The sequence below is a fragment of the Pseudomonas sp. GW822-FHT07A10 genome, from assembly GCF_058798795.1.
Window position 1 is genome coordinate 665,487 of record NZ_JBXAKV010000001.1, and the last position, 19,660, is coordinate 685,146.

21 protein-coding genes are annotated in these 19,660 nt (G+C 59.2%); 8 read left to right on the forward strand and 13 right to left on the reverse strand.

Annotation, left to right across the window (positions count from 1 at the left end; translation table 11 throughout):
• Nucleotides 1-179 precede the first annotated feature (179 nt).
• From AC1RL4_RS02755 to hcnC, 3 genes are read left to right on the forward strand one after another with little or no spacing between them, the layout of a single operon-like run.
• Nucleotides 180-494, forward strand: a complete 315-nt coding sequence (locus AC1RL4_RS02755; RefSeq protein WP_019578726.1) for a (2Fe-2S)-binding protein — start codon at nt 180-182, stop codon at nt 492-494.
• Entirely contained in the window at nt 491-1,900 is a 1,410-nt protein-coding gene (hcnB, locus tag AC1RL4_RS02760; protein ID WP_019578727.1) for a cyanide-forming glycine dehydrogenase subunit HcnB, read from the forward strand. The genes AC1RL4_RS02755 and hcnB overlap by 4 nt, the downstream gene beginning before the upstream one ends.
• A complete protein-coding gene (hcnC, locus tag AC1RL4_RS02765; RefSeq protein ID WP_230172322.1) occupies nt 1,893-3,152 on the forward strand; it encodes a cyanide-forming glycine dehydrogenase subunit HcnC in 1,260 nt (419 codons plus the stop codon). The genes hcnB and hcnC overlap by 8 nt, the downstream gene beginning before the upstream one ends.
• Nucleotides 3,153-3,203: 51 nt before the next feature.
• Here hcnC and AC1RL4_RS02770 read toward each other — a convergent pair whose 3' ends face one another.
• The 11 genes from AC1RL4_RS02770 to AC1RL4_RS02820 form a co-directional block, all read right to left on the reverse strand.
• On the reverse strand, nt 3,204-4,073 hold the full coding sequence (locus AC1RL4_RS02770) for an isocitrate lyase/PEP mutase family protein (RefSeq protein ID WP_019578729.1): 870 nt from the start codon (nt 4,071-4,073) through the stop codon (nt 3,204-3,206).
• Nucleotides 4,074-4,277: 204 nt separating this feature from the next.
• Nucleotides 4,278-4,454, reverse strand: coding sequence for a hypothetical protein (locus tag AC1RL4_RS02775; protein ID WP_019578730.1), 177 nt, complete (start codon nt 4,452-4,454; stop codon nt 4,278-4,280).
• A gap of 35 nt (nt 4,455-4,489) precedes the next feature.
• Complete coding sequence (locus AC1RL4_RS02780; RefSeq protein WP_019578731.1) at nt 4,490-5,131, reverse strand: hypothetical protein; 642 nt, start codon at nt 5,129-5,131, stop codon at nt 4,490-4,492.
• Nucleotides 5,128-5,904 carry a hypothetical protein gene (locus AC1RL4_RS02785; protein WP_028940703.1) on the reverse strand — a complete coding sequence of 259 codons (777 nt, stop codon included), beginning with the start codon at nt 5,902-5,904 and terminating at the stop codon, nt 5,128-5,130. Before AC1RL4_RS02785 ends, AC1RL4_RS02780 begins: the two co-directional genes overlap by 4 nt.
• Nucleotides 5,905-6,363: 459 nt before the next feature.
• Nucleotides 6,364-7,398, reverse strand: coding sequence for an arginine N-succinyltransferase (astA, locus tag AC1RL4_RS02790; RefSeq protein WP_493119050.1), 1,035 nt, complete (start codon nt 7,396-7,398; stop codon nt 6,364-6,366).
• Between the two features lie 61 nt (nt 7,399-7,459).
• The gene (locus AC1RL4_RS02795) at nt 7,460-8,476 is read right to left on the reverse strand and encodes an arginine N-succinyltransferase (RefSeq protein WP_019578734.1); all 1,017 of its coding nucleotides are present in this window, start codon (nt 8,474-8,476) and stop codon (nt 7,460-7,462) included.
• Between the two features lie 119 nt (nt 8,477-8,595).
• Nucleotides 8,596-9,945 (reverse strand): APC family permease, encoded by a 1,350-nt coding sequence (locus AC1RL4_RS02800; protein WP_028940701.1) that lies wholly within the window; start codon nt 9,943-9,945, stop codon nt 8,596-8,598.
• Nucleotides 9,946-9,998: 53 nt separating this feature from the next.
• Nucleotides 9,999-10,751, reverse strand: coding sequence for an N-formylglutamate amidohydrolase (locus tag AC1RL4_RS02805; protein WP_019578736.1), 753 nt, complete (start codon nt 10,749-10,751; stop codon nt 9,999-10,001).
• Nucleotides 10,735-12,066: a type I glutamate--ammonia ligase gene (locus tag AC1RL4_RS02810; protein ID WP_028940700.1), complete on the reverse strand. Its 1,332-nt coding sequence runs from the start codon at nt 12,064-12,066 to the stop codon at nt 10,735-10,737. Before AC1RL4_RS02810 ends, AC1RL4_RS02805 begins: the two co-directional genes overlap by 17 nt.
• On the reverse strand, nt 12,063-12,707 hold the full coding sequence (locus AC1RL4_RS02815) for a cysteine hydrolase family protein (protein ID WP_019578738.1): 645 nt from the start codon (nt 12,705-12,707) through the stop codon (nt 12,063-12,065). Before AC1RL4_RS02815 ends, AC1RL4_RS02810 begins: the two co-directional genes overlap by 4 nt.
• Nucleotides 12,708-12,709: 2 nt before the next feature.
• Nucleotides 12,710-13,564 (reverse strand): MurR/RpiR family transcriptional regulator, encoded by an 855-nt coding sequence (locus tag AC1RL4_RS02820; protein WP_018928989.1) that lies wholly within the window; start codon nt 13,562-13,564, stop codon nt 12,710-12,712.
• 355 nt (nt 13,565-13,919) lie between these two features.
• On the opposite strand from AC1RL4_RS02820, the gene AC1RL4_RS02825 reads away from it, so the two are divergent.
• Both AC1RL4_RS02825 and cobF read left to right on the forward strand, forming a co-directional pair.
• Nucleotides 13,920-14,492, forward strand: a complete 573-nt coding sequence (locus AC1RL4_RS02825) for a histidine phosphatase family protein (protein ID WP_026331624.1) — start codon at nt 13,920-13,922, stop codon at nt 14,490-14,492.
• Nucleotides 14,492-15,247: a precorrin-6A synthase (deacetylating) gene (cobF, locus tag AC1RL4_RS02830; protein WP_019578740.1), complete on the forward strand. Its 756-nt coding sequence runs from the start codon at nt 14,492-14,494 to the stop codon at nt 15,245-15,247. Before AC1RL4_RS02825 ends, cobF begins: the two co-directional genes overlap by 1 nt.
• A gap of 18 nt (nt 15,248-15,265) precedes the next feature.
• Here the strand turns inward: cobF and AC1RL4_RS02835 are convergent, their stop codons facing one another.
• The gene (locus AC1RL4_RS02835) at nt 15,266-16,489 is read right to left on the reverse strand and encodes a DUF3422 domain-containing protein (protein WP_026331625.1); all 1,224 of its coding nucleotides are present in this window, start codon (nt 16,487-16,489) and stop codon (nt 15,266-15,268) included.
• A gap of 259 nt (nt 16,490-16,748) precedes the next feature.
• On the opposite strand from AC1RL4_RS02835, the gene AC1RL4_RS02840 reads away from it, so the two are divergent.
• The 3 genes from AC1RL4_RS02840 to AC1RL4_RS02850 all read left to right on the forward strand — a co-directional run bounded on the left by AC1RL4_RS02840 (nt 16,749) and on the right by AC1RL4_RS02850 (nt 18,787).
• On the forward strand, nt 16,749-17,636 hold the full coding sequence (locus AC1RL4_RS02840) for a universal stress protein (RefSeq protein ID WP_230172324.1): 888 nt from the start codon (nt 16,749-16,751) through the stop codon (nt 17,634-17,636).
• 65 nt (nt 17,637-17,701) lie between these two features.
• Nucleotides 17,702-18,382 carry a phosphoribosyltransferase gene (locus tag AC1RL4_RS02845; protein WP_028940696.1) on the forward strand — a complete coding sequence of 227 codons (681 nt, stop codon included), beginning with the start codon at nt 17,702-17,704 and terminating at the stop codon, nt 18,380-18,382.
• Between the two features lie 75 nt (nt 18,383-18,457).
• Nucleotides 18,458-18,787: a hypothetical protein gene (locus AC1RL4_RS02850; protein ID WP_018928995.1), complete on the forward strand. Its 330-nt coding sequence runs from the start codon at nt 18,458-18,460 to the stop codon at nt 18,785-18,787.
• A 120-nt stretch (nt 18,788-18,907) separates the two neighbouring features.
• On the opposite strand, the gene AC1RL4_RS02855 is transcribed toward AC1RL4_RS02850, so the two are convergent.
• On the reverse strand, nt 18,908-19,588 hold the full coding sequence (locus tag AC1RL4_RS02855; RefSeq protein ID WP_019578745.1) for a glutathione S-transferase family protein: 681 nt from the start codon (nt 19,586-19,588) through the stop codon (nt 18,908-18,910).
• Nucleotides 19,589-19,660: the final 72 nt, after the last annotated feature.

Sequence of the window (19,660 nt, forward strand, 5' to 3'; positions counted from 1 at the left end):
AGCATCAAAGATCAAGCCCCATTCCGCGGTATCGACTACATTGCTTTGACGCGCAGCTGATGCGCTGTGGAAGTACCAGTGCAGACCTTCTCGTTGTTATTAGTCAGATGGCCCGCAAGGTGTAGTGCAGCATGGAGCTGAAGAATCTCACCTGAACCTTTCACGGATGAACAATCGCAATGCAACGCATAAACCGAACCTTCGATATCCAGCCGCTGGTGCGGGCGGATATGACTGTGCGCATCAATGGCCAGACCGTCAGCGCCGCCATCGGCGAAACTGTCCTGACGGTCATTCAATCACTGGGCATTCGCCAGGTGGCCCGAAACGATCACGATCAAATCAGCGGTGCCTATTGCGGCATGGGCGTGTGCCAATGCTGCCTGGTGAAAATCGATGGCCGGCACAAACGGCGCGCCTGCCAGACAATCGTGCGTGAGGGCATGAGCATCGAAACCCGGGTCAACCGTATCGCCGGGCAGGAGGTTTTATGAGCCTGCAACCGGTGATCGTCGGCGGCGGGCCGGCGGGTATGGCCGCGGCCATTGAACTGGCGCGTCATGGTGTGCGTTGTACCTTGCTCGAAGAGGCTTCGCGTCTTGGCGGGGTGGTCTATCGCGGCCCCTTGCGCGATAACGTGCAACTGGATTACCTGGGGCCACGCTATTCGGAAGTGCTGGCCAAACTGCATGGAGAATTCCACGAGCAGTCGGGCCTGATCGACGTGCGCTTGAACCACCGCGTGGTCGGCGCCGAAGGTACCCGGGCGTTGGTGGTGCTGGACGTCAATGAGCATTTGCAGGAGGTCCAATACCCGCAGCTGCTGTTGGCTGCCGGTTGCCATGAGCGCAGCGTACCGTTCCCCGGCTGGACCTTGCCTGGGGTGATTCTGCTGGGTGGTTTGCAACTGCAAATCAAGAGCGGCGTCGTTCAACCCCAGGGGCCGGTGGTGATCGCCGGCACCGGTCCGCTGTTGCCGCTGGTGGCCTGCCAACTGCACGCTTCGGGGGTGAGCGTCGCAGGGGTCTACGAGGCGTGTGCGTTCGGCAAGATCGCCCGGGAAAGCCTCGCACTATTGAATAAACCGCAGTTGTTCCTCGACGGTTTGAGCATGCTCGCATACCTGAAACTGCACGGCATTCCCATGCACTATGGTTGGGGCGTGGTCGAGGCTCAAGGCGAGGAAGAGTTGAAATCAGTGACCGTTGCGCCGTACTCCAGCACCTGGGAGCCAGACCTGAGCCGCGCCGAACGGATTGCCGCGCAGACCCTGGCGGTCGGCTATGGCTTCATTCCTCGCACCCAACTCAGCCAGCAAATGGGCCTGGACCACGGCTTCAACGATGACGGCTACCTGCGGGCCAGCGCCAATGTCTGGCAGCAAAGCAGCGAACCCCATGTGCATCTGGCCGGTGACATGGGCGGAATTCGCGGTGGCGAGGCGGCCATGCTCGCGGGACGAATCGCAGCAGTGTCGATCCTGCTGCAACGGGATGTGCTGGACGCGGAGTTGGCGCGGGTCAGACGTGACCGCTACCTGTCGAAACTCAAGTCCATCGTGCGCTTTCGCGCCGCCGTCGACCGTTACACCGCACGCGGTGCCGGGCAGACCGCATTGCCGGTCGCCGACACGGTGATTTGCCGCTGTGAGCACGCGACGCGCGCCGACATCGATCGGGCGCTGGAGCAGGGTGTGCAAGACCTGGCCAGCCTGAAAATGCGTACCCGCGTGAGCATGGGCGACTGTCAGGGGCGGATGTGTGTCGGCTATTGCACCGACCGTTTGCGCGAAGCCACCGGGCGGCAAGATGTGGGCTGGTTGCGACCGCGCTTTCCCGTCGACCCGATTCCTTTTTCAGCATTCCAGTCTGTCGGCACGGAGGCTGCAAGCCATGAATAAGTTCTACGACGTAATCATCGCCGGCGGCGGTGTGATCGGGGCGTCCTGCGCCTATCAGTTATCCAAGCGCAAACACCTGAAAGTCGCGCTGATCGACGCCAAGCGGCCCGGTAACGCGACCCGCGCTTCGGCCGGTGGCTTGTGGGCGATCGGTGAGTCGGTAGGCCTGGGCTGCGGGGTGATTTTCTTCCGCATGATGTCGGCCAATCGCAAGCGCGAAGCCCAGGGCGCGGCGGTGGCGGTGGACTCCAGCACGCCGCATATCCTGCCGCAGTCGTTCTTCGATTTCGCCTTGCAGTCCAACGCGATGTACCCGGATTTGCACCGGGAGCTGCAGGACAATCACGGGATGGATTTCAAGTTCGAGAAGACCGGCTTGAAATTCGTGATCTACGACGATGAAGACCGGCTCTACGCCGAGCACATCGTGGCGTGCATTCCGCACCTGGCGGATCAGGTGCGCTGGCTTGATCAAGCGGCACTGCGCGAAGTCGAGCCAAGTGTCAGCCATGAGGCGAGGGGGGCGCTGGAGTTTCTCTGCGACCATCAGGTCAGCCCGTTCCGCCTGGCCGATGCCTACACCGAAGGCGCGCGGCAAAACGGTGTGGACCTGTATTTCAACACCAACGTCACCGGGGTGCTGCACCACGGCTCGCAGGTCACTGGCGTGCAGACCTCCGAGGCCGGCGTGTTCCGTTGCGATACGCTGATCAACGCTGCTGGTGCCTGGGCCGCCGACCTCAGCGAGCAGGCCACCGGCATTCGCATTCCGGTGAAACCGGTGAAGGGCCAGATCCTGCTGACCGAGCGTATGCCGAAGATCCTGCGCGGTTGCCTGACCACCAGCGACTGTTACGTGGCGCAGAAAGACAATGGCGAAATCCTGATCGGCAGCACCACCGAAGACAAAGGTTTCGACGTGACCACCACCTACCCGGAAATCCGCGGTCTGGTGCAAGGCGCAGTGCGCTGCATTCCGGCGCTCGCCGACATCAACCTGAAACGTTGCTGGGCCGGGTTACGTCCTGGTTCGCCGGACGAACTGCCGATTCTCGGGCCGATGAAAGGCGTGCAGGGTTACCTCAATGCCTGCGGACATTTCCGCACCGGCATCCTGACCTCGGCGATTACCGGCGTGTTGCTGGACAAACTGGTGAACAACGAGCCGTTGCCGCTGGATATCACGCCGTTTCTGGCGGATCGGTTTGAGGTGGCGCCGAAGGCCGAATCGAAAGCAGTGCACATGGTTTGACTGCACCCTCACTACAGACGCGCGAGCGCTGTGGTGAGGGCGCTTGTGCCGTCATTCTTTAACGCGCATGAACTCTTCCGCCCAACGAATGTAGTCCTCCGGCTGCGTATAGGTATGCGTCAGTTCGGTGGCGTTCAGGTCGGAGGCCTGGGTGAAAATCTGGCGTTGTTCACGCAGGCTGTCATAAGTGGCTTTGATCGCTGCGAAGTAGGCGCCATGGCCGTCGATGGTGACTCGCACGCCCAATTCGGCCAGGCGTTTGTCGTCGCGCAGCAACGGGTTGCCGTAGGTGACCAGCATCAGCGGTACGCTCAGGTGTTCGGCGATCTGTTCCAGATGATCGAAATCCTGCACGCCCACCATGCAAATCCCGTCGGCCCCGGCCTGTTGGTAATGCTGGGTGCGGCTGATGATTTCCTGGACCGGCAGGATCCCTGCGTTGGTGCGGGCGATGATCGCCATTTCCGAGTCGACCCGGGCTTCCAGCGCCGCGCGGATCTTGCCGACACCTTCGGCGACCGTGATCAGGTCGGTGGACTTGCGACCGAATTGTGCCGGCAGCAGGGTGTCTTCGATGGTCAGGGCGGCCACGCCGGCGCGTTCGAGTTCGACGATGGTGCGCATGACATTGAGCGCGTTGCCGTAGCCGTGGTCGGCGTCGGCGATGACCGGCAATTGCGCCACTCGACCGATGCGGGTGGCCTGTTCGGCGAACTCACTGAGGGTGATCAACGCAAAATCGGGGGCGCCCAATACCTGCAACGACGCCACCGAACCACCCAGGATTCCTACCTCAAAACCCAGGTCGGCGGCGATGCGTGCCGACATCGGATCGAAGACAGAGGCCGTGTGGTAGCAGGTGTTGGATGCGAGCAGTTGGCGGAAATTACGGCGCAAATCTTGATGAGAAAGCCTGGACATACGAGTTCCACCATATAAAGGAATGGAAGGGCTTGAGCAAAAGTGTCAACGCCGAAGGAACAAAAGGCTATCACGCGGGCGGGTAAAGGATGATGACGAATTTGCCGGAGGGAAGCGGTATTTTCGTCAATGCCATTTCTGGATTAAAAAAAAGCTGCAGACCTTGTCGGTCTGCAGCCAGGTAGTGCGTTACTACGAGTGTCTTCAGTCTTTGGCTGGCACGCTCCAGATTTGCTTGATTTCGTGGATATTGCCCACGTTATATCGAGGCATGAAAGAGGCACATGGCGCTTCCATCGTGGTCTTGACCGGAGTGTTGATCACGTTGGTAGCTGCGCGCAGCAGTGGGGTTTCGTTCCAGTTGTTCATTGGCTTGTTCATATGTTTTTCCTTTGGTGTTTTGGGGCAGTGAATGACTACCCATCGTTAAGGAGTGACAGCGCATTTTCAAAGAGTGCTGTTTCCTGCGTAGCAATGCCGGGGTAAGTCGGCACGTGGTTTTCGTCGAAGCACCAGGCTTCTTGGTTTTTAACCGAACGCTGAGGGTGGATAAGCAAACTCAGCGATGCAGACATTGTTTGGGGTGGAAGTTGCTTGTGTATCTCTTGCAGTGGAAGCATGTGCAGGACTTCGCCGGGCGAAAGTTTAAGTAATCGCTTTTCACCCAGTGCGGGTCTTGTCCCAACTCGTAGCGGTGCGTCATCAAGTATTCTTCGTGTGACGGTTGTATAGCCGTCACCGCTATAGCCCACCGCATAAAGTTCAAAATCGTGGGTGTGGTTCAGGTTGTAGATGAATGTTTCGTTTTCGTCTTGTGACGTAACTGGCGACCAGAACCCCAAGCGGACAGTAAATAATTCATTGTAGTGCAGTACAAATGCATAAGCGCTGTAAAGACTGTTGCGGGTACTGAAACCTTCACGCTGAATGGTGGTGTAAAGGTGTTCGCTCAGCAACGTGCGGTTTGTCGCCAGTCGACGTAGATCGCTAATGATTTCTGGTTTGTCTCGCTGCAGATCGTAAGCCGACATACGCTCAATAAATGTCTTCAGTTTCATGCCGATTCCTTGAACTGATCGAGTAAATGGTCAAGGCGACGGTTTTGCAGGTTTCTTAATAGCGGTATGTAATTTAGTGCGGCCTCCTGATCGGCTTGGTAAAGCACCTGAAACGCCTTCCACGCAATAGCGGGGTGGTAGTGATAAATCAATTCTTCTGCCACTTTCCCGGCCCCGGGATCCTCGGCGGCTTCCAGTAGCTCAAGACTCACCAGATAACGTGCGGCGCTATCGTCATGCGGGAACCAGGCGATTTTGCGCAATGAGGTACGGTCAAACACACTGATGTCTGCACTTCTGTCCGGCAGGTTGATGCTGCCGATAAATGCATTGTGCCCTTGGCCCGTTGGGTCGCAATCGTACAGCGTCTGTGCACCATCGATGGGCAGTGGGTTGCTTTCATCAACGATGACGGCGTCCTTCACTGTTAGTCGATCATTTTCAACGGTATATCGGTGGACGATGAAAGACTGTTTGTTAATCGCAAACAAAATGGATTGTCCAGGAACCGAGTACAGCGGTGACGGTACTGATTGGACGTGCGGTACCTTGATGCTGATATTGCCGATGTCGGTGCAGTGCAGTGTAATGTTTCCTGTGTGCGGGTTGGTGATGTTCATGATCGCTGCACGTCGCGCAATAGTTTTGGTGAGTGTTGGTTGAATATTAAAGTTGCTGATCAGGTCTTTGATTTCCGCTGTCATGTTTGAGGTTTTAATGAGAGTGGTTATTTCGGTTGGTGTCAGCTTCTTGGAAATTAAAGTTCTAATCATAAGTTTTTTTGTTGTGGGGTTTGTTGGCGTTTTTTGAGTATGGGGATGTCTTTTGGTAAAGGCAATTTTGTAGTTGTAAGTTGGTATTGTTAGTTGTTGTTTGATGTGTTTGTCGAGGTTGAACGTTTCGGTGGGTGGTGCAATTTTTTGGCAATGTCAGGTTGTTCGCGACAGGCCGGGGGGGAGGTAGCGATTTCTGACCAACGAAACGAATCGCCTGGTCAACAGCGATCGGGGGCCGTTAATCAGGGTTGATATCAATCCTGACCTTCATACGATCCTGCGTAGAAGCTGCCGAAGGCTGCGTTCGAGTGCGAAGCGCTCGCCATCCGATAGGCACGTTTGATCGGAAGTCATGTTTAATCGACGATCAGTCTGAAAGACCGAAATGGCAGGTTTTACGACTGCTACGTCCGAACGCGGCCCGAGCCGAACGCAGGCTTCGCCAGCGGCTACAGCTCACGCCGCTACCGCTTGCCGCTGTTGGTTGCGCAGCGGCACCGCACGTATCGAGCTGCCGGGCTGCAATTGCAGGCGTTTGGCGGTGAGGCGGTCGACCACCAGGCTATTGCCCACCAGCCGCGCCCGGGCGGTGGTGATGCGGCAGCTTTCCAGGCGACGGTTGTGGATCAGCCATACCGGGGCCTGGTCGTCGGGCGTGCCGATGGCCAGCATCAATGATTGGCTGTCGCGCACCGCGCGGATTCTAGACACCGGGGCTTCGATCACCAGGCCTGCGTCGAAGATGTCGATGTAACCCTTATGGGCAAACCCCTCGGCGGTGAGGATCTTCAGCGCCGGTTCGGTGTTGGGGTGGGGCTTGCCGATCACCGCCTGGGCCTGTTCGGTAAGCAGGCAGGTGTAGAGCGGCTGGCGCGGCATCAGTTCGGCGATGAACGCTTTGCTGCCCAGCCCCGACAAGTGATCGGCATGGCTGAAATCCATCTTGAAAAAGTGCCGGCCCAGGCTGTCCCAGAACGGTGAGCAGCCATGTTCGTCGGCACTGCCGCGCAGTTCGGCGATGAGCTTGTCGCCGAATAGCTGGGGGAATTCGGCAACAAACAGCAGACGCCCCAGCGACAGCAATCGACCGTTACTGCCATAGCGTTGATCGTGTCGCAGAAACAGCGAGCAGATTTCCGATTGCCCGGTCATTTCGTTGTTGAGGAACAACGTGGGGATCTGGCGCTGAATACCCAGGTCCGGCGATGAACTGACCGTGAGCCCGACCCGATAGTTGTACCAGGGCTCCCGCAGACCGACGGCCCCGACCAAGGCACTGACGCCGACCACTTGCTGATCATCGTCTTCGAGCACAAACAGGTAGTCGGCATCCGCGCGCTCGACCTGTCCGGCGAAAGTCCGCTGGGCCCAGCGCACCCGGTGGGTCAGGCGCTCCTCGTTGGCCGGCAGGGTGGTGAACCCGGGGCCGGCCCGTTGTACCAATTCCAGCAAAGCGGGCAGGTCGGTCATTTGAACCGGGCGCAAAATCATGATGCAGCTCCTTCTTCGCGCCTGCTCGGGCGCTGTCGTTGGGCTTGGGGCCGGTTGCCGCTCACAGGGCGATCAGCCGGATCGCACTGGCGTCGGTCACGTTCAAGGCCGCGCACATCTCGGCGCTCAAGGCGATAGGTTGCCCGGCGCTGTAGTCCAGCTCGGCGACGATGGCGCGGTAGCCCTTCAAAGAATCGTTGCTCACCAGGTAACTGCCGCGGGCGTCGATGGGCGAGCCCGTTTGCACTGTGCCGGCCTGGCTCTGGGCGATGGAACGAATGCTTGAGGTGCGGGCGTACAGCGTCGGGCCGCCGTCGAACAGGTCGATGTAGCTGTTGGTCTCGAAGCCTTCGCGCTCCAGAATGTCGAAGGCCTCCTGGCCATCGGGGTGGATCCGGCCGATGCAATCTTGCGCAGCCTGCGACAGCATCGGCACGTAGATCGGGTATTGCGGCATCAATTCGGCGAGGAATGTCCGGCTCTGCAGGCCGCAAAGCCGCTCGGCCTCGACATAAGGCAAATCGAAGAAATGCTTGCCCAGCGCATCCCAGAACGGCGATTGCCCCTGTTCGTCGCTGTAACCGACGATCTCGGTGATCACCGCTTCGGCAAAACGTTCCGGGTGGGCGGCGATGAACAGCAGCCGCGCCCGGGACAGCAACTCGGAAAATGGCGTGCGCTCCAGTGCCGAGTCGATATGGAAACCGCGCAGCAAAGAGTGACCGCTGAGGTCTTGGCACAATGACAACGCCGGCACCCCATGCTCGATGTTCAGCTCCCGTGAGGCGCTGGTGAAATGGCGGTTGCGCAAACTGTAGAACGGCTCTCCGAACCCGGCGGTGGCGAGCACTTCGGAGCAGCCGACCAGACGGCGAGTCGTCAGGTTTTCCAGCACGAAGAAATAGTTCTCCGGGCCTTGGCCCTGGACGTCTTTTTCGAACGAAGCACAGGAATCGAGAATTTTCTCCCTCAGGCGTTCGGTGTCGTCCGGCAAGGACGTGACCCCCACCAGACTGTCGCGCGCCAGATGCTGCAACTGGGGCAGGTCGGTTAACTCGACTGGACGTAAGACCAGCATGGACATACTCCTGTATCAAAAGGTTCGGCGGCTTGCACCGAACCTGACTATCACTGTCGGTTTCCACGCGTTAAATCGGCGCACGCCTGAAATCGTGTCAGACGCTGCTCTTTTTCTTGTCAGCCATTGCTTGGGTCGGGCAGTGCCGTGCTGGTACCCAGTTTGTTGAGGAAGAACAGATAGACCAGGCCCAGGGCAATCCAGATCAGGCCGAGTTTCTGTGCATCGACGCCCATGTTGTACATGATGGCCGCGACGATGATGAAGCCGATGACCGGGCAGATCAGGTGACGGATCACCTGGCCGGATTGCTGCCGGCGCCAGTAGTAGTTGATCACGGTCAGGTGCAGCAGCATGAAGCCGCTCAGGGCGCCGAAGTTCACCAGGGAGGTGAGGGTGTCCACCGAGTTGATGAACAGGTAGCAGATCACCAGCGACAACACCGCCACCAGATAAATGCTCAAGTACGGTGTGTTGTGTTTCGGGTGCACTTTGGCCAGCACTTTTGGCAGTTTGCCGTCCCGGGCCATGCCGAACAGCAGTCGCGAAACCGCCGCTTGGGAGGTGATGGCGACCGCCACACCCCAGGCCAGCGCGGTGGCCACGGCGGTCAGGGTGGCCAGCCAGCTACCGGCAGCGATTTCGGCGATTTCATAGAACGCGGTGTCGGCGGACTTGAAGCCCAGGCCGGCGGCCAGGTCGGTGGCGATCCAGGTCTGCACGACGAAGATCACGCCCATCACCAGCAGCGTGATCAGCGCAGCCTTGCCAACGCTGCGGCCTGGATCACCCTTGATCTCTTCGGCGAGGGTGGAAATGGCATCGAAACCGAGGAACGACAGCACCGCAATCGACACCGCTTGCATCAGCAGGGCGAAGTTGAAGGTCTCGGGGTTGTACAGCGGCGCCAGGGTCAGCTGACCGTTACCGCCGCCACTGTGCAAGGCAGTCCAGGCGTAGAACAGGAAGATCCCCAGCACCACCAGTTGCGCCAGCAGGAAGATGATGTTCATGCGTGCGGTGAAGGTGATGCCCCGCAGATTGACGAAGGTGGCGCTGACCAGAAAGGCCAGGATGAAGCCGACTTTCGGGATGTCCGGGTACAAGTGATTCAGTGCCATCGCCGCATACACATAGAGCAGCGGTGGAATCAGCAAGTAATCGAGCAGCATCAGCCAGCCGGCGATAAACCCGACATGTTGGTTGAGCCCGCGTTGTGCGTAGGAATACACCGAGCCTGCCACCGGAAAGGCCCGGGCCATGCTGCCGTAACTGAGGGCGGTGAACAGCATCGCTACCATGCCGATGATGTAGGCCAGCGGCACCATGCCGGGTGCTTCGGCGTTGACGTAACCATACACGCCGAACGGAGCGATGGGGATCATGAAGATCATCCCGTACACCACCAGGTCGGTCAGTGACAGGCTACGTTTCAACTCTTGCCTGTAGCCGAATTCTTCAATGTCCATGAAGCCGTTCTCCTTGATATAAGCAGCTACACGCTGCGAGTTTGAAGCTGTTGCTATAGCAACGGCGCCAGATAGTCGGTCCAGCGACTGACGTCCTCGGGGGTGCGCAGCAGGTCGTTGCGCACCTCGATCAGCACCGAGTCCAGCCCGCGTGCGTCGCCGTGAACCGGTACGGTCATGTCACCCAGCGGATTGACTTTGTATGGCTGATTACCGGCGACTTTCAATGGGTGCCGGCTCAGGCCGTCGATCATTCGCTGGGCGTATTCCGTGGCCTGGCCGTACAACACGCCGACTTCCAGCGATCGTGGCTGGCCGTAATATATCGGCGTGAAACTGTGAATCCCCACCACTCGAACCGGTTTATTTTGCTCCACACGGGCGTCGATCAAGGTTTGCAGGCGTGCATGAAACGGCTTGAACAGGCAGTGCCGGCGGTATTCACGGGTGGCCTCGTCCAGATCGCGATTGCCCGGCACCTGATAAATCTCGCTCTGCAACGGAATGCTGTCCGGCGCGTGGCGCGGGCGGTTGAGGTCGATCAACAGCCGCGAATAGTTGGCCGCCAACAGGGTCGCGCCCAGCGCTTCGGCCAAACCCTCGGCCAGCGCCAGGGCGCCGATGTCCCAGGCGATGTGTTCGCGGGCGGCCTCCTCGCTCAGGCCCAGGTCGTTTAACCCGTCCGGGATAAAACGACTGGCGTGTTCACACACCAGAATCAGCGGGTGCTCGGAAGCTTCCCGGCTCAGGGTGTAGGCAGGCCGGGTGTAGAGGCCCAGTTCTGCGGATTCAGTACAGGCGCGCATAGTGCTCACAGAGGTCGGCGGGCGAGAGCTGTTCCGTCAGCGTCAGTTCCTCGGTTTTCAGGGCGAAGTAGGTATCCAGTAACGCGCTCGGCAGAGCTTCGATCAGCGCCTCGCTGTTGCGCAGGCAATCCAGTGCCCGGGACAGCGACGCGGGCAGGGCGACGATGCCGCGGGCCTGGCGTTGCTCTTCGTTCAGGGAGTCAGGGATTTCATCGGTGATGGCGTTCAACGCCAGGCGCTGCTCGATACCCAGGCGCCCGGCGATCAGCAATGCAGCCATGGCCAGGTGCGGTGAAGCGGTGGCGTCCATGGCGCGAAACTCCAGGTTGTACTGCATCGCCACGGATTTGCCGCCCAGGCTGACGGTCGGGCAAATCCGTAGCGCCGCTTCGCGGTTGCGTTGGCCGAGGCAGGCGTAGGAAGCGCTCCAGTGATGGGGCTGCAAGCGTTCATAGGAAATCGGCGTTGGCGCGGTGAACGCACAGAGCGCTGGCAAGTAATGCAGAACGCCGGCAGCCCAATGCTGGCCGAGGGTCGACAGGCCGTTGGCGGTGTCGGCGTCATACATCACCGGTTGGCCGGCCATGTCTTGCAGGCTCACGTGCAAATGCACGCCGTTGCACACGGCATGCTCGGCCGTCTTGGGGGCGAAACTCAGGCCAAGGCCCATTTGCCGGGCGATCTCACGGGTGATCTCGCGCACGTTCACCGCGCGGTCGGCGGCAGCGACACCAAGGGCCGGGCGGCAGGTGATTTCGTATTGGTGCTTGCCGTACTCCGGCAGGAACATTTCCGGTTCGACGCCGCCGGCTCGCAGTGCACTGAGCAGCCAGCCGCCGAACCCGGCGCCCTGGCGCTGGGCTTCCAGAGAGAACGCCAGGTGTTCCGCCGCGCCGCTGTCGAGGTTGAATTCATGTTCGAACGCGGCATTGATCTGCAACCCCAACTCATCGCGATAGCGCTCCACCTCGTTGCGCAACAGCGTACGAGGGCAAGCACCCCACGGACGGCCATCGGTTTCGCGAATGTCGCCGTGAATGAAGTCGAGCGCCGGGGCGTCGGCATCCGGGCCGTTGTTGACAGTCACGCGGCTGCTCAAGTCGGGAACCAGCCGTAAATCCCCATAAGCACCCCAAGGGTTGCTGGAGGCGATGATGTCTTGCGGGGTCAGGGCGCTGTTGGCCGGCACCCAGCCGCAACCGGCCACTTGATAGGCATCGAGTTCGTCGGTGGGGAAGGAACGGCCGCGTGTCACGCCGATGAGGTCGGTGGTGACAATGGTGGTCATGGGCAGTGGTGACAGGCGTTCGCTCATGGCTGGATCTCCTGCAACCGGCCAAGCACAGTCTGGGTGTCGGTGATCCAGCAGTAGCCCTTGATGGCGTTCAGGCAGGCGTGATGCCGTTGTTCGGTGTAGGTGGCGCAGGCATCTTCGACCAGCGTTACCAGGTAGCCACGGTCGGCGGCGTCGCGCACGGCCATGTCGACGCATTGGTCGGTGACGATGCCGGCGATGATCAGGTGGCGGGTTTCAAGGTTGCGCAGCACGTAGTCGATGCTGGTGGAGTTGAACACCCCGGAAGAGGTCTTGGGCAGCACGATTTCGTTTTCGGTCGGCGTCAGCTCTTCGATGATTTGCGCTTGCGGGCTGCCCTTGGGCAGGTGCATCTCCGAGAGTTTGTGATCCAGCGAACGGTCGCGGCCATCGGCGGTGAGGCTTTCGATGAGTGTGTGCAACACGTTTTGCCGGGCGCTGCGAAATGCATTGAGCAGCCTGCGTTGATTGGGCACCACCTGCGTGCGGGCGCGGGTCAGGAAGTAGTCGGCATCCGGTTCGTTGAGGTGTGGGTCGAACTGCGGCTCGAGCCAGGCACGTTGCATGTCCACCAGCAACAGCGCGGTGTGGTCGGCGGCAAACGGCAAGTCCCGGGGCGAATGGTGGGGGAGCATGAACATCCTTATTTATCCTCCAGCAGGTGAGTGTCGAAGTCGGCTCGCAGGGCATCGATGCCTTCCAGGCGATCGGCCAGATCGGGGCTGCGCAGGGTCAGGCAGGCAATCAGTGCTTCAACCTGGGCCAGTGCCGGCACTATCGAGTCGAAGGCCGACGCCGATTCCACCGGTGCGCTGATGATCAGGTCGGCTATTTCCCGCAGCGGTGATGCGTAGATGTCGGTGAACAGCACGACACGCGCATGTCGGCTCTTAGCGGCATTGGCGACCCGCAGGGCCTGGGACTGATAGCGGCGATAGTCGAACACCAGCAATACGTCCTGACGCTGCACGTCAAACAACCGGTCCGGTAACTGGGCGTTGTCTTCCAGGGCGAAACAGCCGGGCCGCAACAGGCGCAGGTGATTGAGCAAATAGTTGGCGAGGAAACTGCTGAAGCGACCGCCAAAGCAGTGGACCTGGTGGCGGGTGTCGAGCAGCCACTCCACCAGAATCCGCACATCTTCAGGCTGGGTCAGCGCCTGGGTTTCTACCAGTGCCCGATGACTGTCTGCCAGATAATGGCTCCAGGGGTCATCTTTTTTGAGTTGGGCGCGGGGCTGCAACAGGGTGCTGGGGGAGCGCAGGCGGTGATCCATGTCACTGAGCAAGGCTTCCTGAAAATCGGCGTAACCGCTGAAACCCAGTTTTTTTACCAGCCGCACGATGGTCGGATCGCTGACACCGGCATGTTCGGCCAAGCGTGACATCGGGCCCAGTCCGTTACGCGGGTACTGGTCCAGCAATGCACGTATGACTTTGCGTTCCGACGGCGTGAAGTCCAGGCCGGGCTCGGTGATCAGGTCTCTGAGAGGGGGCATCCGGGCTCCTGCTGGATGGGTGTGTCGGTTTCATTTCATAAATCGCTAAATTAGTATTTATGTAACGTGCGCTACATGTCTAGTGAATTTTTGTGCGGATTTTAAAAGCACTAAAATGGGGCGAAACCCCCGTGCGTGCGGGGCTGCGTGGATGTCGACAGGTTTTGTAGGACATCGCCCATAGAGGTGTGAGATATCGACCCGGCTCAGGAATAAAATGGGCTGCGAGCCCGATGCCGTAGCAGCTGCCGAGCCTGCGAGGCTGCTGCTACAAGGAAGGCATTCAGATTGCGTTTCTTGCGGCACAATGCACGGCATCATGCCGTCTTTCATTCCACTGACAGAGAGAACCTCCGTGCAGGCGACCCGCTTGACCCTGATTTGCCACGCTCGAACCGTCGCACAGAAACTGGCGCGTTTTCCTACGAATGAACCCGTGGAAATGGATTGGCAATCGGCGAAGGGCTCGCGCAGTCGTCAGTTCAAGCGAGCCCCCCGTTTACTCTGCGGCCCTGAACTGCGGACCCGGCAAACCGCTGAGCTGTTTGGCGACAACGTGGAGATTGTCACGGCACTGGGGGATTGCGATTTCGGACGCTGGCAAGGCACGTCGATCGACGACTTACAAACATCCGAACCCGAGACGCTTCAGACCTGGCTCAGTGACCCGACGTCGGCGCCCCACGGTGGAGAATCGGTGGCGCAGCTCGGTGAGCGGGTGGCCGCGTGGCTGAAGACCCTTGAGGCAACACCGGAGCATGTCGTTGCCATCACCCATCCGTTTGTCATTCGCGCCGCGCTGATGCAGGTGTTGCAGGGCGCGGCGTTCAACCAGATCGACGTCGAACCGTTGTCGGCCATCGAATTGCGGTTCAACGGTCGCTGGCGGTTTCGTTTGACGGGCATGGACCCTGAAGGAGCGCTGTGATGAAAAAACTTCTGGTCATCGGTGTCGGCGCTGGCAACCCCGACTACATCACGATGCAGGCGGTGAAGGCGCTGAACCGGGTCGACGTGTTTTTCCTCATGGACAAGGGCCAGAGCAAAGACAAACTGATCGACCTGCGTCGCGAGATCTGCGAGCGCTACATCACCGATCACGACTACCGCTTCGTTGAAGCCCACAGCCCGGAGCGTGAGCGCGGGGATGTGGACTACAACGCCAGCGTCGAAGACCTGAACCGTGCCAAGCAGCAGACGTTCGAGCGGCTGATCGATGAGGAAATGACCGACGACCAGTGCGCCGGTTTTCTGGTGTGGGGCGATCCGGCGTTGTACGACAGCACCATTCGGATCCTGCAGGCGATTCTGGCGTCCGGTCGTTGTCTGTTCGAATTCGAGGTGATCCCCGGCATCACCAGCGTGCAGGCGTTGGCGGCGCAACATAAAGTGCCGCTGAACAGCATCGGTCGCTCAGTTGAAATCACCACCGGTCGACGGCTGGCGGCCGGCCAAGTAAGCGATGCCGACAGCCTGGTGGTGATGCTGGATGCGCAAGATGCCTACCATCACGTGGCTGATCAGGAGACAGACATTTACTGGGGGGCCTATTTGGGGACGCCGGATGAAATCCTGATCAGCGGCAAGCTCAAAGACGTGGCCGATGAAATTGAGCGGGTGCGTAAGGCGGCGCGGTTGGCCAACGGGTGGATCATGGATACCTACCTGTTGCGCAAGCCTTGAACGCCGCCAACCGATTGATCAGTGTTCTTTGGCCTTTCTGATCCTGATCAAAATAAACAGCAGGATGCACAGTGCGAGCGGGGTCATGGCCAGCATGGCGTCCCGCGCGGAAATGTCCGCGCCCAGGGTGTGCAGGCCTGAGTAGAACAGCTTGAACAGGCTCAGCAAATAATAGGTGATGGCGATAATCGACAAGCCTTCGACCGCACGCTGGATTTTGATTTGGGTATCGGCGCGAGCGTTCAGGCTGCTCAGGATTTCCGAGTTCTGTTCTTCCATTTCAACCTGCACCCGCGCCTGCAGCAGATCCCCGAGGTTGGCCACGCTTTTGGCCAACTGCTCCAGGCGCTGTTCGGTGACGTCACAGTACCTGACGGTAGGTTTGAAGCGTCTTTCGATGAAGATCCCCAGTCGCTGGCAATCGCCCACGTGAGTTTCCCTGAGTTCGCCCAAACGCTCGAAAACCAGCTGGGCATACGCTTGGGTGGCGCTGAAGCGGTGTCGGGTTTTCGCGGTGCTGCTGACCACTTGCGCCGACAGACTGGCGATATCAGTCAACAACGCTTTCGCATTGCCGGTATCGGGGCCGGCGTTACGTTCCGACAGGTTGACCAATGTCTTATCGAAGACGTTGAGCTGAGCGCTCAAGGTTTTCGCGGTGGTAAGGGAAAGCGACGCCATCATGCGGTAGGTTTCGATTTCCAGCAGGCGGCGGATCATCCGGCCTTGGCGATAGGCATTCAGGCGCTTGTTGACGAACAGGAAACGGTTAGTGCCGTCCTCGCTCAGGCGAAAATCGCTCCAGACCGTCGCATCGCCACCGCCTATGCATGAGCCGCAAGGGTCTTTGAATCCATAAACCGACAGATCGCCGGAAAATGACGCGTCGTTGCGCACCACAATCTGCACGGCGTTGATCACGTGCTGCATGAAGGGTTCGACGCGGTCCATCAAAGTCTTGGGGGGCTGGCTCCAGTCAGGCTCCTGACTGGAAGAGGGCACCACCAGTGTCAGCGTCAGGAACTCCGCGTGTCGCTCCCACTTCAAGGCATGCCCCTCAAGCCTGGTGATGCCCTGGGCTGCATCCGGGTCGACGGGGCCGGGGCAGCAGCGACTCAGCAGGGTGTCGCATTGCCCGTCATTAGCCAGAAACGCCAGATGAAACACGTGGGCGGGTTCGTCGAAATACAGCGAAGGGCGCGCGTGCAACTCATTGTGCAGGGTCAGTCTTTGCGGGTGCATGCTGTCGAGGCCATGTTGGAGTTGTTTGTTCTTGGGACTGGGTGACCGATTCTTGAGTCACAAACAAACCCGAGCCATCGACCATCCGGTGGGCATTTCCACAACACCGTTGTGAACTATTCTTTCCCAAGTGGGCACCTTCAATGACGCCCACAGGGGATTGATATAAATCAAGGCCCAAGAGACTTTAAGGAGGGAGTCTGGGCTGAAGCCGGGTTGCTGACCTGGCGAAAACGCCATCGCTGTCCGGAGTCAGATCATGAGCCAGTATCAACGGTTATTACTGATCATCAACCCGCTCCTGCGCCAGTCTCCCGCGCTCAACCATGCCGCTGCCGTGGCCAAGGCCAGTGGGGCGAGTTTGCATATTGCTGCGCTGATCCCCTCGTTGGACATTCTGTCGTTACTCGAAGAGGGCGACCGGAAAGTGGCTCGGGCGAGCTACCTGCAGGAACACCGCGACTGGCTCAAGGAACAGGCGGAAAAAATGCAGGGCAGGGGGATCGAGGTGACAACCGAGGTCGCCTGGGCCGACAACATGCGCCAGGACATCCTTGATCACGTCACGGAAATGCACCCCGATCTGTTGATCAAGCAAGTCCAGCATGAGCCCGTGCTCAAGCGCGCGTTCTTTACGCCGCTGGACTGGCGTTTGTTGCGCCATTGTCCGGTGCCGGTCTATCTGGTGGGCGCCCAAAGCCATGCCTTGCCGCAGAAGGTGGTGGCCGCGGTTGATGTTGTCGATACCGAGCCTTCGAACAGCGAACTCAATGACCGGATTATCCTGCAGGCGTCTGCCCTTGCGCTGCAATGCAATGCCGAGTTGCATCTGCTGTACGCATGTGACATTCCGGCCGCTTTTCTGGCGGATCTGGGTGGTGGCCTGACGCTATCGGAGCTTACCCGGGAATTGCGCAAGGACCTGGAAACCTCATTCCTCAAGTTGGCCGCCCGGTTCGGCGTGCCCGCTGAATGCCGGCATTTCATCACGGGGCATCCGGTGTCGGCGCTGAGTGAGTTCGCCCACGAACACCAGATAGATGTGATCGTGATGGGCAGAACACAGTACGGCAGCCTGGAGAAACTGCTCGGCAGCACGACCGAACATATTCTGTATCAGGTGCCTTGCAGCATTCTGGCGGTGTAGTCGCAAGCATCCTTGGCGAAATTGACTTGCCCGTTTCGGGGTTCCCGCCCCAGGGAGGTTTTCAGATGAATCACAGTCCTTCATTGCAAACCATCTTGAATGACCGGGTTGATGCCGGCCGAAGCCTGGTGGAACCGTTGCTTAAATACGCTAAAAGAGCCGATGTCATTGTCCTGGCCTTACCCCGTGGCGGCGTGCCGGTCGCCTATGAAGTGGCCACGGCCCTGGAGGTTCGCCTGGACCTGATGCTGGTCCGCAAGCTGGGCGTGCCGTCCCACCAGGAATTCGCCATGGGCGCTATCGCCAGCGGTGGCATTCAAATCGTCAATGACGATGCGCTGCGGGCTAACGGCATCGACCAGCGTACGCTCGACGCTGTGGTGGCGAAGGAAACGCAGGAAATGTTGCGCCGCGAGCAGCTATTCCGGGAATCCCGTGGGCCTTTGGCGCTCAAGGATCAAGTGGTGATTCTGATCGATGACGGCCTGGCGACAGGGGCCACGATGATGGCCGCGATACAGGCCGTGCGCCTGCAAGCACCATCGCGCATCGTCGTTGCCGTACCGGTGGCCCCCATGGAAACGGCAGAGGCGCTGCGTGATGAAGTGGACGAGCTGATTTGCCCGCTCACCCCCGATTGGCTGGTATCGATCGGCTATTGGTACACGGACTTCACTCAGACGTCGGATGAAGAGGTCATCGATCTTTTACATCGGGCCTGGCAGAGAGAATCAATGATGAAATGAGGCAAACTGCTGGCCCCCCGATCTTCGGTTCGTTGTCAAACTTGCTTTCTTTTCAGCAGGTTAGGCATTGGCGATATGCGGACTTTGGTATGGATGACTGCAACGTTTGTCCTGGTGGCTATTTCGTTTGGAGCCCAGGCAAAGGAACTGAGCAAGAACTCTCGCTATGTATGCAGCTGGGGCTCGGAAATAGCCGAGGGCGCGCAAGCCTCGAAACTTTCCGGGCTTACGCTTTACGGAGCACGCAAGAAGCTGCAATCGCGCAAGTTTCCCCGGCCGTGGATGCGCATGACGGCCATGGGCATCACGGAGCAAACCTATAACAGCCCTTCGCGTCTCAAGCCTGCCGGCATCAAGCAAACGTATTATGAGCAATGCATCCGGCATGAGTTGGCGCAACGGTAAACCGCCGGTCGCAGGGGCAGTTCCTACGACCCCCATCCCTCCCGCACAGCCTTGCGAATCCCCTCCAGCAACATCGCAAACGCCGGGTTGTCTACAGATCGCATTGCGGCCAATGACTGGTCATGCATTATCCGGCGCCTCACGAAACCGTTGTGCAAGGCGATCCGCAAACGGATAAAACGAAAACCAGGGCCTGGCTTCGTCGATCACCCGCAGGAATGACGGTCGCTGGATCAACCGGTCGAAATAGGCGCTCAAATGCTGGTAGTCGTCGGGGAACGGCACCAGTGTGCAGGCATAGAACAACGCCGGGGCGGCGGCACAATCGGCCAGGCTGAAATCCGGGCTGGCCACCCAGATTCTGGACGCCATACGGCGCTCGAGCATGCCGTACGCCGTCGCAAGTGTGGCCCGTTCCCTGGTCAAATCACCGTTGGTCGCGTGCATCCGATCACTGACAATCTGTTGGACCGGCGTTTGTAGATAATTGTCGAAAAACCGGTCCCATAAGCGCACCTCCAACGCGGTCTCCCAATCGTCCGGAACCAGGCGCTGTTCACCTGGATACAGGCGATCCAGGTACTCGATGATGACGCTGGACTCCGGCAGATTACGTTGACGAGCATGATCGCGAAGTACCGGGAATTTTCCGATGGGCCACAATGCCTGAAGCTCTGCGCGGTCGGCGGCGTCCGTGAGATCGATGATTCTTCTGTCGAACTCGATGCCGTTTTCATAGAGCGCGATGAGCACTTTGTGGCAGTACGACGACAGCGGATGGTAGTAAAGCGTTAGCGACATTTTTCAACTCCTTGATGGGCAGATGAAAAGGGTGGGGCAATCAACAAGCATAGGCTGATACCGGCGAAGCGT

What these genes read in the sequence shown, in the direction of transcription:
- hcnB (WP_019578727.1), top strand. Translation starts at nt 491, where the DNA reads ATGAGCCTGCAACCGGTGATCGTCGGCGGCGGGCCGGCGGGTATGGCC.
- AC1RL4_RS02820 (WP_018928989.1), bottom strand. Translation starts at nt 13,564, where the DNA reads ATGCCCCCTCTCAGAGACCTGATCACCGAGCCCGGCCTGGACTTCACG.
- AC1RL4_RS02795 (WP_019578734.1), bottom strand. Translation starts at nt 8,476, where the DNA reads ATGCTGGTCTTACGTCCAGTCGAGTTAACCGACCTGCCCCAGTTGCAG.
- astA (WP_493119050.1), bottom strand. Translation starts at nt 7,398, where the DNA reads ATGATTTTGCGCCCGGTTCAAATGACCGACCTGCCCGCTTTGCTGGAA.
- AC1RL4_RS02805 (WP_019578736.1), bottom strand. Translation starts at nt 10,751, where the DNA reads ATGCGCGCCTGTACTGAATCCGCAGAACTGGGCCTCTACACCCGGCCT.
- AC1RL4_RS02815 (WP_019578738.1), bottom strand. Translation starts at nt 12,707, where the DNA reads ATGTTCATGCTCCCCCACCATTCGCCCCGGGACTTGCCGTTTGCCGCC.
- AC1RL4_RS02780 (WP_019578731.1), bottom strand. Translation starts at nt 5,131, where the DNA reads ATGAAACTGAAGACATTTATTGAGCGTATGTCGGCTTACGATCTGCAG.
- AC1RL4_RS02775 (WP_019578730.1), bottom strand. Translation starts at nt 4,454, where the DNA reads ATGAACAAGCCAATGAACAACTGGAACGAAACCCCACTGCTGCGCGCA.
- AC1RL4_RS02755 (WP_019578726.1), top strand. Translation starts at nt 180, where the DNA reads ATGCAACGCATAAACCGAACCTTCGATATCCAGCCGCTGGTGCGGGCG.
- hcnC (WP_230172322.1), top strand. Translation starts at nt 1,893, where the DNA reads ATGAATAAGTTCTACGACGTAATCATCGCCGGCGGCGGTGTGATCGGG.
- AC1RL4_RS02785 (WP_028940703.1), bottom strand. Translation starts at nt 5,904, where the DNA reads ATGATTAGAACTTTAATTTCCAAGAAGCTGACACCAACCGAAATAACC.
- AC1RL4_RS02855 (WP_019578745.1), bottom strand. Translation starts at nt 19,588, where the DNA reads ATGTCGCTAACGCTTTACTACCATCCGCTGTCGTCGTACTGCCACAAA.
- AC1RL4_RS02850 (WP_018928995.1), top strand. Translation starts at nt 18,458, where the DNA reads ATGCGGACTTTGGTATGGATGACTGCAACGTTTGTCCTGGTGGCTATT.
- AC1RL4_RS02835 (WP_026331625.1), bottom strand. Translation starts at nt 16,489, where the DNA reads ATGCACCCGCAAAGACTGACCCTGCACAATGAGTTGCACGCGCGCCCT.
- AC1RL4_RS02800 (WP_028940701.1), bottom strand. Translation starts at nt 9,945, where the DNA reads ATGGACATTGAAGAATTCGGCTACAGGCAAGAGTTGAAACGTAGCCTG.
- AC1RL4_RS02770 (WP_019578729.1), bottom strand. Translation starts at nt 4,073, where the DNA reads ATGTCCAGGCTTTCTCATCAAGATTTGCGCCGTAATTTCCGCCAACTG.
- AC1RL4_RS02840 (WP_230172324.1), top strand. Translation starts at nt 16,749, where the DNA reads ATGAGCCAGTATCAACGGTTATTACTGATCATCAACCCGCTCCTGCGC.
- AC1RL4_RS02845 (WP_028940696.1), top strand. Translation starts at nt 17,702, where the DNA reads ATGAATCACAGTCCTTCATTGCAAACCATCTTGAATGACCGGGTTGAT.
- cobF (WP_019578740.1), top strand. Translation starts at nt 14,492, where the DNA reads ATGAAAAAACTTCTGGTCATCGGTGTCGGCGCTGGCAACCCCGACTAC.
- AC1RL4_RS02810 (WP_028940700.1), bottom strand. Translation starts at nt 12,066, where the DNA reads ATGAGCGAACGCCTGTCACCACTGCCCATGACCACCATTGTCACCACC.